Origin of the sequence: Ensifer sp. WSM1721, from assembly GCF_000513895.2 — a bacterium.
Lineage (GTDB): Bacteria > Pseudomonadota > Alphaproteobacteria > Rhizobiales > Rhizobiaceae > Sinorhizobium.
Genome location: NZ_CP165783.1, coordinates 65,610 through 81,030, shown reverse-complemented (window position 1 = coordinate 81,030; position 15,421 = coordinate 65,610). Strand labels below are relative to the sequence as shown.

Annotated in this window: 13 protein-coding genes; 10 read left to right on the top strand and 3 right to left on the bottom strand. The window is 61.8% G+C overall.

What is annotated here, in order from left to right; translation table 11 throughout:
* Positions 1 to 11 precede the first annotated feature (11 nt).
* Both ggt and M728_RS18150 read right to left on the bottom strand, forming a co-directional pair.
* Positions 12 to 1,757 (bottom strand): gamma-glutamyltransferase, encoded by a 1,746-nt coding sequence (ggt, locus tag M728_RS18155; protein WP_026622902.1) that lies wholly within the window; start codon positions 1,755 to 1,757, stop codon positions 12 to 14.
* A 111-nt stretch (positions 1,758 to 1,868) separates the two neighbouring features.
* Positions 1,869 to 2,531: a sulfite oxidase-like oxidoreductase gene (locus tag M728_RS18150; RefSeq protein ID WP_026622903.1), complete on the bottom strand. Its 663-nt coding sequence runs from the start codon at positions 2,529 to 2,531 to the stop codon at positions 1,869 to 1,871.
* 259 nt (positions 2,532 to 2,790) lie between these two features.
* On the opposite strand from M728_RS18150, the gene M728_RS18145 reads away from it, so the two are divergent.
* From M728_RS18145 to M728_RS18130, 4 genes are all read left to right on the top strand, one after another.
* Complete coding sequence (locus M728_RS18145) at positions 2,791 to 3,228, top strand: VOC family protein (protein ID WP_026622904.1); 438 nt, start codon at positions 2,791 to 2,793, stop codon at positions 3,226 to 3,228.
* A 530-nt stretch (positions 3,229 to 3,758) separates the two neighbouring features.
* Positions 3,759 to 4,844, top strand: a complete 1,086-nt coding sequence (locus M728_RS18140; protein ID WP_026622905.1) for a glycosyltransferase — start codon at positions 3,759 to 3,761, stop codon at positions 4,842 to 4,844.
* A gap of 6 nt (positions 4,845 to 4,850) precedes the next feature.
* Positions 4,851 to 6,032, top strand: coding sequence for a glycosyltransferase (locus tag M728_RS18135; RefSeq protein WP_026622906.1), 1,182 nt, complete (start codon positions 4,851 to 4,853; stop codon positions 6,030 to 6,032).
* Positions 6,029 to 7,492, top strand: a complete 1,464-nt coding sequence (locus M728_RS18130) for a lipopolysaccharide biosynthesis protein (protein ID WP_026622907.1) — start codon at positions 6,029 to 6,031, stop codon at positions 7,490 to 7,492. The genes M728_RS18135 and M728_RS18130 overlap by 4 nt, the downstream gene beginning before the upstream one ends.
* Here the strand turns inward: M728_RS18130 and M728_RS18125 are convergent.
* On the bottom strand, positions 7,427 to 8,773 hold the full coding sequence (locus M728_RS18125; protein ID WP_026622908.1) for a polysaccharide pyruvyl transferase family protein: 1,347 nt from the start codon (positions 8,771 to 8,773) through the stop codon (positions 7,427 to 7,429). The genes M728_RS18130 and M728_RS18125 overlap by 66 nt on opposite strands.
* A gap of 237 nt (positions 8,774 to 9,010) precedes the next feature.
* On the opposite strand from M728_RS18125, the gene M728_RS18120 reads away from it, so the two are divergent.
* From M728_RS18120 to M728_RS18095, 6 genes are all read left to right on the top strand, one after another.
* Complete coding sequence (locus tag M728_RS18120) at positions 9,011 to 9,493, top strand: adenylate/guanylate cyclase domain-containing protein (RefSeq protein WP_051441063.1); 483 nt, start codon at positions 9,011 to 9,013, stop codon at positions 9,491 to 9,493.
* A 77-nt stretch (positions 9,494 to 9,570) separates the two neighbouring features.
* Positions 9,571 to 10,767 (top strand): hypothetical protein, encoded by a 1,197-nt coding sequence (locus tag M728_RS18115; RefSeq protein ID WP_051441064.1) that lies wholly within the window; start codon positions 9,571 to 9,573, stop codon positions 10,765 to 10,767.
* A gap of 486 nt (positions 10,768 to 11,253) precedes the next feature.
* Complete coding sequence (locus tag M728_RS18110) at positions 11,254 to 11,883, top strand: response regulator transcription factor (RefSeq protein ID WP_026622910.1); 630 nt, start codon at positions 11,254 to 11,256, stop codon at positions 11,881 to 11,883.
* A gap of 178 nt (positions 11,884 to 12,061) precedes the next feature.
* Entirely contained in the window at positions 12,062 to 13,252 is a 1,191-nt protein-coding gene (locus M728_RS18105) for an aminotransferase class V-fold PLP-dependent enzyme (protein ID WP_026622911.1), read from the top strand.
* A 19-nt stretch (positions 13,253 to 13,271) separates the two neighbouring features.
* Entirely contained in the window at positions 13,272 to 14,216 is a 945-nt protein-coding gene (locus tag M728_RS18100; protein ID WP_026622912.1) for a CoA ester lyase, read from the top strand.
* 13 nt (positions 14,217 to 14,229) lie between these two features.
* The gene (locus M728_RS18095; RefSeq protein ID WP_026622913.1) at positions 14,230 to 15,414 is read left to right on the top strand and encodes a malate--CoA ligase subunit beta; all 1,185 of its coding nucleotides are present in this window, start codon (positions 14,230 to 14,232) and stop codon (positions 15,412 to 15,414) included.
* The last annotated feature ends 7 nt before the right edge of the window (positions 15,415 to 15,421 follow it).

Sequence of the window (15,421 nt, the reverse complement as noted above, 5' to 3'; positions counted from 1 at the left end):
AACGGAGCGTCCTAGTACCCCCTCGCCGCGCCGGCGCCGATGCGGCTGTCGACGGCACCGTTATAGCGGGCGCCGCCGCCTTCTTCGATCTCGCTCAAGCTTTCGCCGCCGACGAGTATGCCCGTCGCCTGGCCCCAGATCGTCCAGTTCTCGTCGATCTGGACATCATGGCCCATCGCCGAGAGAAGCTTCAGCGTGTCGGGCGAAAGCGCATAGGGCTCCATGAACACCTTGTCCGGCAGCCATTGGTGATGGACGCGCGGGGCGTCGACCGCCTCCTGGACGTTCATGCCGTGATCGATCACGTTGATGATCGCCTCCAGCGTGATGGTGATGATGCGCGCGCCGCCGGGGCTGCCGATCACCATGAAGGGCTTGCCGTCTTTGGAGATGATCGTCGGGCTCATCGAGGAAAGCGGCGTCTTGCCGGGCGCGATCGCATTCGCCTCTCCCTGCACGAGGCCGTAGAGATTGGGCGCGCCGGGCTTGGCGGTGAAATCGTCCATCTCGTTGTTGAGCAGGATGCCGGTACCGGGCGCGACGACGCCGGCGCCGAAGGAGCCGTTCAACGTATAGGTGACGGCGACGGCGTTGCCTTCGTCGTCGATGATCGAATAGTGGGTCGTCTCCGTGCTCTCGCCGAAGCCCTTGGGCATCAGCGCCTCGGAGACACCGGCCTTGAAGGGGTCGATCTTTTCGCGGATCTCCTCGGCATAAGTCTTGTCGACCAGCTTCGCGACGGGGTTCTCGACGAAGGCCGGATCGCCGAGCGCCGTGTTGCGATCGACATAGGCGTGGCGCATCGCCTCGATCATCGCATGCACCGTCTCGGCCGAACCGTAGCCGAGATAGGAAAGCGGATAGCCCTCGAGGATGTTGAGGATCTCGCAGATGATGACGCCGCCCGAAGACGGCGGCGGCGATGAGACGATGTCATAGCCGCGATAATTGCATTCGATAGGGTCGAGTTCGCGTACCTTGTACTGCTCGAAGTCCTTCTTGGCGAGGATGCCGCCCTTTTCCGCACTCGCTTTTACGATCGCATCGGCGATGGCGCCCTTGTAGAAGGCGTCGGGCCCCTTCTCGGCAATGCTCGAAAGCGATGCGGCAAGATCAGCCTGGACCAGCTTATCGCCGACCTCGAACGGCTTTCCGTCCGGCTTCAGGAAGATTGCCGCGGCGGCCGGATCCTTGGCCAGCCGCTCGGTTCTGCCGGCGAAGGAATCGACGTCGCCCTGCTTTAATTCAAAACCTTCCCGCGCCAGCGTGATCGCCGGCTCGATGAGCTCCTTCAGCGGTCGCGTGCCGTAGCGGCTGCGGGCGAATTCGAAGCCGGCCACCGGGCCGGGCACGCCGACGGCAAGGTAACCGTCCGTGCTCAGGCCTTTGACGAGATTGCCTTGGTCGTCGAGGTACATGGTCTTCGTGGCAGCGAGCGGCGCGCGTTCACGAAAATCGAGAAAGGTCGTCTTGCCGTCCTTGAAGCGAATGGTCATGAAGCCGCCGCCGCCGATATTGCCGGCGGTCGGATAAGTAACGGCGAGCGCGTAGCCCACGGCGACTGCGGCATCGACCGCGTTGCCACCCTTCTTCAGGATCTCGACGCCGATATCGGAGGCGAGATGCTGGGCGGTGACGACCATGCCGTGCTCGGCCTTGACCGGCTCCGGCGAGGCCGCCCTTCCCAATTGCGGCGAAACCGCACCGAACGCGAACAACAGGGCAAAGGACAGGCTTTTCAAGGCGAGATGGCGCATGCTCTTCTCCCGGACTTGCGCGGAACGGAGGCTGCCGCGCTTCAATGAAGGAGGTCTTCAACCATGAACTGTAGCATCAAGGAAAGCGGCTCGCAGTCAAGGTGCGAGGTCTCAATCGCCGGAATAGCGCTCTTCGCTCCAGGGATCGCCGCGCATGTGATAGCCGTTCCGCTCCCAGAAGCCTGCGGCGTCGGCGGCGCGCAGATCGATACGCCTCAGCCATTTGGCGCTCTTCCAGAAATAGAGATGCGGCACGACGAGGCGCATCGGCCCGCCATGGGCACGCGTGATCGGCTCACCCTCCCAGGTGGTCGCAAGAATCGCATCCTCGGCGGCGAAGTCGGCAAGCGGCAGGTTGGTGGTGTAGCCGTCATAGCTCGTCAGCATCACATATTCCGCCTCCGGCTTCGGCATCGCGCGATCGAGGAGATCGCGGGTGGCGACGCCGCGCCACCGGTTGTCATAGCGCGACCAGGTCGTCACGCAGTGGATGTCCGAGAGGCTGTCGCTCTGCGGCAGCGCCTGGAAGGCGCTCCAATCCAGCGAGAGCGAATTCTCGACGAGGCCCGTCACGTCGAGCCGCCAGTTCTCCAGAGTGAGGTGCGGCTGTTGTCCCAGATCCAGGACCGGCCAGTCCCTGACGAGATGCTGCCCGGGCGGAAGCCGGTCCGTTTCGGGACGCGCAATGCGGCCAGTCAGGAACTTGCCCGCTGCCGCCCAGCGCCGCTTGGTAGAGGTCAACTTGGTTTCCGGCGCCTGTTCGTCCTCGGCCATGATGCACCCGTCGGTTTGTTTTAAATAGCTGAACGTGACCTTGGAGAGCCGCCGCGTCAAGCAAGCGGTTCGGTCACGTAAGGCGCTAAGAGACCGTTTGAAAACGGGGTGGCGGTTTGAGGCGGTCCATGATTCAAGCTTCTGATGTGGACAGCAGCGAATTGGGCCCGGATGGCCGCCGGCGTTGGGGGTGCCTCAAGCGTCCTTGTTAGACTAGGCGACACCTTCTAGATTGGAACGACACTTTGGAGAGTGGAACATGGCGCTCAAGCGGATGGACAACGTAGGAATCGTCGTCGAAGACCTCGGAGGGGCGATTGATTTCTTTCGCGAACTCGGCCTCGAGCTCGAAGGGCGCGCCACGATCGAAGGAGAATGGGCCGGACGTGTCACTGGACTGGGCGATCAGCGTGTCGAGATTGCCATGATGCGCACACCGGACGGCCACAATCGGCTCGAGCTCTCCCGCTTCCTCACGCCGCCTATCGTCGCAGATCACCGGAACGCCCCGGTCAACGCCCTAGGCTACCTGCGCGTCATGTTCGCCGTGGACGACATCGACGGGACGCTTGAAAGACTCCGCACGTGCGGCGCTGAGCTCGTAGGCGAAGTAGTCCAGTATAAGGACGCGTATCGGCTCTGCTACATCCGTGGGCCTGAAGGGCTTCTCATCGGACTCGCCCAAGAACTCAGCTGAGCTCAATACGAAGACAAATGGCAGAGTGACCAACGTCAGCGACCGCGTCCGAGGCCGACCCGCTTGTTCGAGGGCCATGCCTCCACGGTCGGCCGCGTTCTCTGCCTGCATCGACGTGTCAGACGCCATGATCCATGTCGCCATGGGCGGTCTTCTGCTCCGACGTATCAGCCACTGACGTTCTCAAACGGACTCTAAGCCTTTTCAATCAGCTCGGCCGGTGAAGCCCGGTTGACGGTGCCCTCCTGCCGTGACACTATGCTGCAGTGCAGCAATGCTGCGCCCCTCGCTCGTACTATTTCCCTGCTCGATGATGGATGACCTCTCGCGGCTGGATGTACACGTGTCCGAATGCTCTCGCGCTTTGTTGAAAGCATGTCCGTCGCGGCTCAGCCTCGGCTCTATTCTAAAGGTTGCACCGACCTATCCAACAAATGCCGTCATTCTGGAGTTGGTGCTTTCCGCGTCGCCCCGCTTTGGGTGAAGGCCCGGAATTCAATGGAACGTCTCTCTGAAGAAGGAGCAGCAGTATGAAGGTACTTTTTGCCGGTGGACACGGATATTACCCCGAAATCAGCGGCGGTCTTCAGTCAAGCACGCACCACCTCGTTCAGCAATTGCGTGACCGCGGTAACGAGGTGGGGGTCCTTGCCGCCTTGTGCGGCGAGGGCTTCTTTGGGTTCAAGGCGCGCGTCAAGTTGAAGTTGTCCGGGCAGGGCAGTGTCACGGACAGCCTTCCCGGCTATCCCGTCGTTCGCGCCTGGTTTCCGTGGGAAGCGGCGGCTGTTGCCGTCAGGAAGCTCCAGCCCGACGTGGCGGTTGTGCAGGGCCACAAATCCGTGCCGATCGGAAAGGCGCTGCAGGCGCATAATGTGCCGCTAGTCATTTACCATAGAAACGTCGAGTATCACGAGCTCGCCGGCGATCTGCGGGAATTGACGTCCGTGCACTACATTGCGAATTCAGAATTTACCGCCCGTAGCTACAAGCAGAAATACGGCATCGACTCGGTCGTCATCCCGCCGACGATCAATCCCGCAACCTACAAGACATCCACGACACGCCAATATGTGACGTTCATCAATCCCCACAAGGAGAAGGGATTCGAATTGGCGGTTCGTATCGCCGAGCAATGCCCGGACATTCCATTCCTATTCGTGGAAAGCTGGACGCTCTCCGACGATCAACGGGCAGAAATCGAGAAGATCATCGCGCCGTTGAAGAACGTACGGCTGGAGGGCCGTACCAACGACATGAAAACGGTCTACGGCCGGACGAAGATCCTGCTGGCCCCCAGCAAATGGGAAGAGGCCTGGGGACGGGTAGCCTCCGAGGCTCATTGCAGCGGCATTCCGGTTGTAGGCTCAAGGCGCGGCGGATTGCCGGAAGCGATCGGCGAAGGCGGCATCGTTATCGACTATGATGCACCGCTCGAAGAATGGACCGGCGCCGTCCGCAGGCTCTGGAGCGACGACGCAGAGTACCAGCGGCTGTCGGCGGCCGCATCGAAATTTGCCGAGCGCCCTCTGATGCAGCCCGCGCGACAGTTCGCGGCCTTTCTCGAGGTTCTGGAGCGCGCCGCGCAGAGCCGCCCCGCAGCACTCAAGGCATCCTGAGACGGCATGCGCATCGGTTTTGTCGTCGGTCAGTTTCCGCAGCTCTCGGAAACTTTCGTCATCGGCCAGATGGCCGGCCTGCTGCGCCGTGGTTTCGAGGTCGATGTCGTGTGCAACGGGATCACGGATTATGACTTCGCGGATCGGCATCAGGAGCCGCTCGCAATCCTTCTTGCGCGCACGCGCGACTGGTGGGGCGCGGCGGCGCACCTCCGGGCGTCCATAGAGCGACTGCCGGCGAAACTGCGCGACAAAGTCTCCACCGCGCTCGACATCTCGTCAGCCGCAAGCCTCAATCGATGCGAGGTCATCGTCGCGCATTTCGGACACAACGGCGCCCGCGCGGCGCGGCTGAAGAAATGGAAGCGGCTGAAGCCGCCGATCGTCACGATCTTCCACGGTTATGACGTCGGCGTTCCCCTGCACGAGCGTGGCCTCGGGCGCTATAACGATCTGTTCCAGCACGGTGCGCTGAGCCTCACCGTGAACGACCATTTTCGTGACGTTCTGGTGAAGGCCGGGGCACCCGCTGAGAAGGTCGCCGTCCACCATATGGGAATCGACCTCAAGAAAATTCCCTACGAGTGGAAATCCTGGCGCGACACGCCGCTGCAATTGATCTCCGTGTGCAGGTTGGCCGAAAAGAAGGGCGTGGAGTTCGCGCTGCGCGCGCTCGGGAAACTGCGTGCCGCCGCCCCGGGGCTCTCCTGGCACTACACCATCATCGGCGACGGCCCCTTGCGGCAAAGGCTCGAGGCGCTTGCATCCGAAGTCGACATTGCCGAGCAGGTCTCCTTTCTGGGTGGTCTTCCTCACCAGGCGGTCAAGCAATGGCTGCACCGCTCGCACGCCTTCGTCCTACCGAGTGTCACCGCCGAGAACGGCGATGTCGAAGGCATACCGGTGGCGCTGATGGAGGCGATGGCGGCCGGATTGACAGTGGTCAGTTCCTACCATTCCGGAATTCCGGAGCTGATCGAGGACCGCAAGACTGGCTTCCTTGCGGCCGAACGGGATGTCGATACGCTTGCGAACCGGCTGCGCTTCATCGCCGAACATCCGGACGAATGCGAGAGCATAGCCCTCGCAGCAAGAAGGAAGGTCGAGGCCGAATTCAACATGGAGCGGCTCGACGACGATTTCGCCGCCATCCTCAGCCGGTTGGCAGAATCGAGGCAGGTCGCTTGAGCGCAGAGAAGATCCAACTCGGCCGCACCGCCCTGCGCGGCGGTCTGGTGACAGGCGGCGCGCAGGCCGTGCGCATGCTGATCCAGTTCATCTCAGTTATCGTCCTTGCCCGCCTGCTGGTGCCGGAGGATTTCGGCCTCGTCGCCTCTGTAAGTCCGATCGTCGCTTTCGTCGGGCTCTTCCAGAATCTTGGGCTGCAGCAGGCCGTAATCCAGCGCAAGGAAATTGCCGAGACGCAGCTCAATCAGGTGTTCTGGATCAGCACGCTCGTCGGGCTCATCTGCACCCTCGTCGTCGTCGCACTTTCACCCGCCGTTGCCGTTTTCTACAACGATCCGCGCATGACGGCGATCACGATTGCTGCGGCTGCCCCCTTGCTGCTCGGAAGCCTCGCGGCACTGCCACTCGCCCTTTTGAACCGGCACCTGAAGTTCGGCCAATTGGCTTTGAACGATGTCTATGCGGCTGTCGTGGGGCTCCTTGTCACCGCCGCGGCCGCCTATTTCGGCATGGGCTACTGGTCGCTGGTCATCGGGCCCGCGGCCTCTGCTGCCGTCGCGCTGCTGGCGGCATGGTGGGCCACACGGTGGATGCCGGGCCGACCGCAGTTCACGATCGATCGCGACATCATCTCCTTTGGCGCCAATCTTACCGGCTTCAATCTCGTCAATTTTTTCTCGCGCAACCTCGACAACATCCTGATCGGCAAGTTCTCGGGCCCAGTCGAGCTTGGCTATTACGACCGTGCCTACAAGCTCCTGCTCTTCCCGCTGCAGAACATCACGCAACCCTTGTCGCGCGTGATGATTCCGCTGATGAGCCGCATCCAGGAGGATAAGGCACGCTTCCGCGACATCTACATGCGGACGAACTGGTTGCTCGCAATGGTCACCATGCCCGGCATCGCGGCGCTGACCTTGGCCGCCCAGCCGACCGTCAGCATCCTCTTCGGCGAGCAATGGCTGCCGGTCGCACCGATTTTCGCTTGGCTCGGGATCGCGAGCCTGATGCAGCCGGTTTCGAGCACAACCGGCTGGCTTTTCATCTGCCAGGGCGAGACCAGGACGATGTTTCGCTGGGGCATCTATTCGTCGCTGACGACCGTACTTTCCTTCTTCGTCGGTCTGCAATGGGGCGCCGTCGGAGTCGCGGCCGCCTATGCAATCAGCGGCTACGTCCTGCGCCTTCCGGTGCTTGCCTGGCTGCTCGGGCGGCTCGGCCCTGTCTCGTCGGTCGATTTCATGCTCGTCCAGGGCCTCTTTCTTCTGTCGGCCCTGGCGGCGTGGGTCTGCTATCGCCTGCTCCCGGACATGCTGACCGGGAACTCGCCCTTCATCGCCCTCGCTTCGGCGATCTGCCTCAACTACGGCCTTGCTTTGCTGCTCGCGCTGCTGTTACGCCAGCCGCGCCAGGTCTTGCTCGATATCCTGTCGAAGGGAATGGGAGCGATCGGCCGCTGAGCTTGGAAGCAGGGGGCGGATGAGATCCGCCGCCGACATCGCCGAGGCATGCTCCTCGAGCACGGCCTTGAGGCTCACCGCGCGGTAATGATCGAGATTGCCAACGAAACGGTCGAGCTTGCCGAGCGCCTCGTCGGGTGTGACCGTGTCGATATCGAGCAGGACATCGTCGACGCCAATGCGCTTGGCGACTTCCTTCGTCTTGAACTCGTAGGCGATTGGCAGTACGGGCGTGCCCACGCAGAGGGACATGATCATCATGTGCATCCGCGTCGACACGACAAAATCGAAATCCTTGACGACCGCCATCAACTGTTCCGGCGTGTGGAATGATGCGTCGACGGTCACTTGGCTTGCGATTTCGGGCTCCAGGCCGGAGACGATCGCATTCGCCGTTTTCGAGTCGTCATGCGCATATTCCGGTACGCCCTGGCAGGTGGAAATGAAGGTGATCTTTTTGCCGTAGTCGCGCACGAGCTTCGTCGCCATGGCGCGCACCGAGTCGATGTAGCGGTCCATGCCGCCCTGGCCGCCCTGGACGTAGTGCCAGTGCCGCACGGAAATACCGACGCGGCCCGTCGCCGCTGGGGGGCGGCCGATCGTCAGCAGCGCCTTGATCCGCTCCACGTCAGCAAGCGCAAAAACCGAATCCGCGACGACGTGGCACTTTGAGGGATCGTCGACGAGATCGAGAATATGGTCGCGCGAACGAACGTCGCGCAGGAGGATCAGCGGACTGCGGGCAAAGATAGGGGGCAAGTTCCGGCGGTTGTAGGGCTTTGCGAAAGGTCCGAGCGACTGCGTGAAGAAGATCGTCTTCTTGCCCAGCATCTCCGCAAGCTTGAACTGGTTGATGCGGCGTTCCAGGGAATAGTTTTCGACGAGATACGTGCCGCCGGTGGTGATCACCATGTCGGCGTCCTTGTACATCGCCAGGCTCTTGCGGTCCTCGTCGGTGAAGAAGCGCCTGTCGAGATAGTTGCCGCTACCGAGATGACGCAAAGCCTGGAACACGGCCTGATTGTACACCTGCTTCAGCGCATTCTTGACGGTGTTGTCGTCGTATTTGTACTTGAAGATCGATTCCGACGGGAGCTTTCGCAGCTCGATGTCGGGATATTGCTCTTTCGGATAGAGTCGCGCGGCGACCTCCGGCTGGCTGTCGAACACCAGGAATTCCAGCTTTTCCTGAACTACCGATCTCAGGATGTGCCTGATCGCGAGCAGAATTGCCGCATCGCCGGTGTTCAAGCAAACGGTATTCTCGACCACAACTTTCATGTTCCGTCATCCCCGTGTGTAAAGCCGGCAGACATCAGAGGAATGCCGCCGGCTCGCCGCTTGCGAGAGGTGCTGTCGCATCCCATGGACAATCCGCAACAGGTTCTGTCGCGAAGTTTTGGTGAATTCATGGCCGATCGCGCGATATTTGCCGCACTGCAGCATGATGGGAATCGGATGCACTTGCTGCAGCAATGACATAAAATTCACATTCTGCCCTCGAAAGCGATTTCAGCGATGGCCGAAGAAAGACCCCAGCGCCGCCTCACCGCTATCCTCGCCGCCGACGTTGTTGGCTATTCGCGCTTCATCGGAGCCGACGAAGCAGGCACGCTCGCGGCAATGCGCGACATCTGGGACACGCGCTTCAATCCGACAGTTGCGGAATACCGCGGCCGCATCGTCAAGATGATGGGAGACGGTGCATTGGTGGAGTTCGCCAGCGCCGTAGACGCCGTCGAATGCGCGCTGGCGATTCAAAGAAAAATGGCGGGCCGCAACAGTTCGCAGCCGGAGCGAGAACCGATCGAACTGCGCATTGGCGTGAACCTCGGAGATATTATCATCGATGGCGACGACATTTTTGGCGAAGGGGTCAATGTGGCGGTCCGCCTCGAGGCGCAGGCACCCAAGGCCGGTATTCTCGTGTCAGGGCGGTGCACGCTCAAATCAAAGGTAAGGTCAGCGTCGCGTTTGGAGATGCAGGCGAACTGTCTCTGAAGAATATCGAGGCGCCGGTCCGGGCCTGGTACTGGAGCGGCGATGGCTCATCGGCTCGGGAGCCTGCCAAGGCGCCGATGGCGTTCGCCGACATCCCTTCGATCGCAGTGTTGCCGTTCACCAACATGTCTGGTGAGCCAGAGCAGGATTTATTTGCCGATGGCCTGGTTGACGACATCATCACAACGCTCTCGAAACTGGCCGGCATGCGTGTCATCGCCCGCACTTCCAGCTTTGTCTACAAGGGGCATGCCATCGACGTCCGCGACGCGGCGAAGCGGCTCGGCGTGCAGTATGTCTTGGAGGGCAGCATTCGCAAGAGCGCCGACCGCATTCGCATAAGCGCACAGCTCATCGATGCAAACAGCGGGTCGCACCTCTGGGCCGAACGATATGACCGGTCAATCGGCGACATTTTCGCCGTCCAAGATGAAATCACCCTGGTGCTCGCAACCGAGATGCAAGTCAACCTAACTGACGGCGAGCAAGCGCGGCTCCATTATACGACGACGAGCAATATCGAGGCCTGGACACAATGGGTGAAGGGCCTGCACCATTTTCGCAAGGCGGTCACCAAGGAAAACATGGCCGCGGCGTTGTCGTGCTGGCGGCGAGCGCTCGCCCTTGAACCTGAATCTGCTGCCCTCAACGCGATGGTCGGCTTCATCCACTATCTCGATGCACGCTTCGCATGGTGGGACGAAAGGCAGATCGCCAGCAACAAGGCACTCTATTATGCTGAGCGGGCACTTGGTCTCGATCCTGAGCATCCCGACGCCAACACAGTTTCAAGCTGTGCCCTGCTGCTACAAGCGCGGTACGACGAAGCGGCCGCCGATGCCCGCAGAGCAACACGGCTCGCGCCGGGATCGGCCGATGTAGCCACCTTTGCGTGCTTCGTTCTCGCCTTCGCAGGATACCCTGAAGAGGCGGTCGAGCATGGCGAAAAGGCAATGAACCTCAGCCCGCACCCTCCTGCTTTCTATTTTGGGCATCTGGGAAATGCTTACCGGCTGGCAGGAAGGATCAAGGAGGCAATAGCCGCCTTCGAGGCCTACAATGCCCGCAGTCCCGGATTTGGCCTATCCGACCTGGTGATTACCTATCAGCAGAGTGATCAACCAGAAACAGCGCGAGAAACCGCACGGCAGCTTTTGTCCGTCCGCCGGGACTTCACTGTCGTCTCCTGGGCAAAGACCCAGTTTCGCGCTGATACGGCCCGACTTGAGGCCGATATTGCGGCCCTTCACGCTGCAGGACTGCCGATGACCTAGGCTCAAGACCTGTTAACGACATCCATTCTGTTCCGGAGAGCAATGCCCATGCCAAGTTCGGGAAGCGCGCTTCTGCCGCAATGCAGCATCAGGGCTATCGCTGCTTCGTGCCAAGCGGCCGTCCGTTCGGACGAAACAGCTCTTAAGCCTTCACCTTTTGGAGCGCAGCAATCAGTTCCGAGACGACGCGGGACGGCGGCCTGTTCGGGGGAGTGATCAGCAAGGTCTTGAACTCTATCCAAGGATCGAAAGGTTTCACGACCAACCCATTGCCGTCGTAGACATCGGTCGTTTTCGCTCCAGCCTCAACTGCGCGCCCAAGCCGCCGGCTGAGGGGCATTTGCTTCGTTCGTCCGGATTTTAGGGGAAGGGAGACGTTTTAGGACACGTTTCGTCGCTCGGCGGTGCAATCTGCGCGATTTGTGATGTTATTGTTCCGGCCATCGCTGATGGGTGCATGTCACGGCATAAGACGCAGGGAGGCACATGTCGCAGGAGGGTGGAGGCCGGGTTTTGGTCGCGGAGCGCAACCCCTTGGTGATCGCAGCTCTCCGCGGACTTTTTTCCGAAAATGCCAGGTTTTCCATAGTCGATACGGCGCGGACCTCGGCCGAACTCTGCGAGAAGCTTGCCTCCGTCGAGACGGACTGCGTGCTGCTCAGCTGGCAGCTCGACGATGCCGAGGCGCCCGAGGTACTGGCCGACCTCGGCAGGTTCGGGCTCGAGCCTCGGGTCGTTCTCTTTGCCGACACCGACATTCCTTCGGTCGTCAATGAGGCGATCCGCTTCGGTGTCAATGGTCTCTGCTATCAGTTCGAAGATCCTGAAATCCTGTTCGCGACGCTTACCGCCGTGATGAAGGGCCGGATCTGCATTCCCTACACGGTACTCTCGAAAATCTCGAACACGCCGTTCCAACAGCTTACCTCTCGCGAAAGCGAGCTGCTCGGCATGCTGGCCAATGGTTGGACCAACATTCAAATCGCCGCCAGAACAGGCATTTCCGAGAATACCGTGAAATACCACCTCAAAAATCTGTACGACAAGCTCGAGGTGCGCAACCGCGCCATGGCGGTCGCCCTTTACACCAAGGAGCGCCGGCGCAACCCGGAGTGACTACCTGTGGGGTAGTCTTTTCCTACCCATCCTTCCCAAGCGACCACCCGTCAGGGCCGCTCCTGCGCTGCCCGTCGGGCATTCTTTTCTGCCTGAGCGAGTGTTGTGCGGAGATCACCCGAAAGGCAGCTTTGGACCCGAGGAAACGCCGTCCGCGGACGCAGCCATTGGAGGAACGATGTCAGGCTACAATCATCTCTTCATTCCGGGCCCCACCAACATTCCCGAACAGGTTCGCCAGGCGATGAACCTGCCGATGGAAGACATGCGCTCCCCGCAGTACCCGGAGCTTACATTGCCGCTCTTCGCCGACGTCAAGAAGGTCTTCAAGAACCGGAACGGCCGCGTATTCATCTATCCCTCGTCCGGCACCGGCGCCTGGGAAGCGGCGATGACCAATGTACTCTCCCCCGGCGATCGCGTGCTGATGAGCCGGTTCGGCCAGTTTTCGCACCTCTGGGTCGACATGGCCGAACGCCTCGGGTTTGAGGTCGATTGCCTCGATATGGAATGGGGTACGGGCGTGCCGGTCGAACTCTATGCCGAGCGTCTCGCTGCCGACAAGGCACACAGGATCAAGGCGGTGTTCGTGACGCACAATGAAACCGCGACCGGCGTCACTTCGGACGTTGCCGCGGCGCGCGCGGCGCTCGACGCCTGCGGCCATCCGGCGCTGCTCTTCGTCGACGGCGTCTCCTCGATCGGATCGATCGATTTTCGCCAGGACGAATGGGGCGTCGATTGCGCCGTCTCGGGCTCGCAGAAGGGCTTCATGCTGCCCGCCGGCCTCGGCTTCCTCTCGGTCAGCGAGAAGGCGCTCGAAGCCGCCAAGACCGCGCGCCACATGCGCTGCTACTTCTCCTTCGACGACATGATCAAGACCAACGACACGGGCTATTTCCCCTACACCCCGCCGACGCAGTTGCTGCGGGGCCTCCGTGCAGCGCTGGACTTGATGTTCGCGGAAGGCCTCGAAAATATCTTCGCCCGCCACCACCACCTTGCGAACGGCGTCCGCGCCGCGGTTTCCGCCTGGGGCCTCAAGCTTTGCGCGACCGAGCCGAAATGGCATTCGGACACCGTCTCGGCGATCCGTCTGCCCGAAGGCGTCGATGGTGTCGAGGTCATCCGCCACGCCTACCGCACCTACAATACCTCGCTCGGCAGCGGCCTCTCCAAAATTGCCGGCAAGGTGTTCCGCATCGGCCATCTCGGCTCGCTCAATGAGGTCATGGTGCTCGGTGCACTCGGTGCCGCCGAACTCACGCTGCTCGATTGCGGCGTGAAGATCGAGCCGGGCTCGGGTGTTGGGGCTGCTGTCAAGCAGTTCCGCTCCGTCACCAGGACGTCAACCGCCAAGGCGGCCTGAAAAGGAAGGAGAGGAATCTATGAGCCATACGATAAACCATCTCCGCCGGCTGCGCCTGCAGCGCAGTGAACTCGCCGTCCCGGGCTCTAACCCCGAGATGATCGAGAAGGCCGCCAATTCCGACGCCGACTACATCTTCCTCGATATCGAGGACGCCGTTGCCCCGCCGGACAAGGAACGCGCCCGCGCCAATATCGTCGCCGCGCTCAACCAGATCGACTGGCGCGGCAGGGGCAAGACGATCTCGGTTCGCATCAACGGCCTCGACACCCATTACATGTACCGCGACGTCGTCGACCTCATGGAGCAGGCGGGCGATCGCATCGACACGCTGCTCGTGCCGAAGGTCGGCGTTCCGGCCGACCTCTACATGGTCGAGGCGATGGTCAATCAGATCGAGATCGCCAAGAGCTACAAGACGCGCGTCGGTCTCGAGGCGCTGATCGAGACGGCGCTCGGCATGGCCAATGTCGAAGCCATCGCGTCCTTCGGCGGACGGCTTGAAGCGCTGCATTTCGGCGTGGCCGACTACGCCGCGAGCCTGAAAGCCCGCACCGTCAACATCGGCGGTCTCAACCCGGACTATCCGGGCGACCAGTGGCACTTCGGCCTGTCGCGGATGACGGTCGCCTGCCGCGCCTACGGTCTGCGCGCGATCGATGGCCCCTTCGGCGATTTCTCCGATCCCGAGGGCTACGAGGCGGCTGCACGCCGTGCTGCGGCCCTCGGCATCGAAGGCAAGTGGGCGATCCATCCGAGCCAGATTGCGCTCGCCAACGAGATCTTCTCGCCTCCCGAGAAGGAGGTCGACCGCGCCCGCCGCATCATCGATGCGCTGAAGCTCGCTGAGAGCCAGGGCAAGGGTGCGGCGTCGCTCGACGGCAAGATGATCGACGCCGCCTCGGAACGCATGGCGCGCAACGTGCTCGCCACCCGTGACGCAATCACCGCCGGCCGCCGCTGAAGGGGAGGACACCATGGACATTCACGAATATCAGGCCAAGGAACTTCTCTCCCGCTACGAGATCGATATCCCGCGCGGCGGCCTCGCCTATAGTCCCGAGCAGGCGGCCTATCGTGCCCGGGAGATCGGCGGCGACCGCTGGGTGGTCAAGGCGCAGATCCATTCCGGTGCGCGCGGCAAGGCGGGTGGCATCAAGCTCTGCTCATCCGACCACGAGATCGTGGAGGCGGCCGACTCCATGCTCGGTCGCACGCTCGTGACGCACCAGACCGGGCCGCAGGGAAAACTGGTCAGCCGCCTCTATGTCGAAGAGGCGATGGATATCGCGCGCGAGATCTATATCGGCTTCGTGCTCGACCGCAAATCCGAGCGCATCATGATCGTCGCCTCGTCTTCGGGCGGCATGGAGATCGAGGAGATCGCCGAGACCGAGCCCGACTCGATCATCCGCGCCACCGTCGATCCGGGCGTCGGCATGCAGGACTTCCAGGCCCGCGAAATCGCCTTCGGGCTGGGCATCGACAACGCCCTGATCGGCCGCGCGACCCAGACCCTGCTCGGCTGCTATCGCGCCTTCGTCGACTATGACGCCTCGATGCTGGAGATCAATCCGCTGGTGGTGACCCGCCGGGGTGACCTCGTGGCCCTCGACGCCAAAATGAGCTTCGACGAGAACGCGCTCTTCCGCCGTCCGCATATCTCCGAGATGCGCGACAAGAGCCAGGAGGATCCGCGCGAGACATATGCATCCGACCGCGGCCTCTCCTATGTCGGCCTCGACGGCAATATCGGCTGCATCATCAACGGTGCGGGTTTGGCCATGGCAACCATGGACATGATCAAGATCGCCGGCGGCGAGCCTGCGAACTTCCTCGACATCGGCGGCGGCGCCTCGCCTGATCGCGTGGCGAAATCGTTCCGTGCGGTACTCACGGACAGACAGGTCGAGACGATTCTCGTCAATATCTTCGCCGGGATCAACCGCTGCGACTGGGTGGCCGAGGGCGTGATCAAAGCATTGCGCGAAGTCGGTGTGCCGGTTCCGCTCGTCGTCCGGCTCTCCGGCACCAACATGGAAGAGGGGCGGCGCATCCTCGCCGAATCCGGCGAGAACATCATCGTCGCGGAAACGCTGGCCGAAGCTGCCGAGAAGGCAGTCGCCGCATGGCGTTCCTTCACCGCTGGCAAGGCTGCTTGAGGAGGCC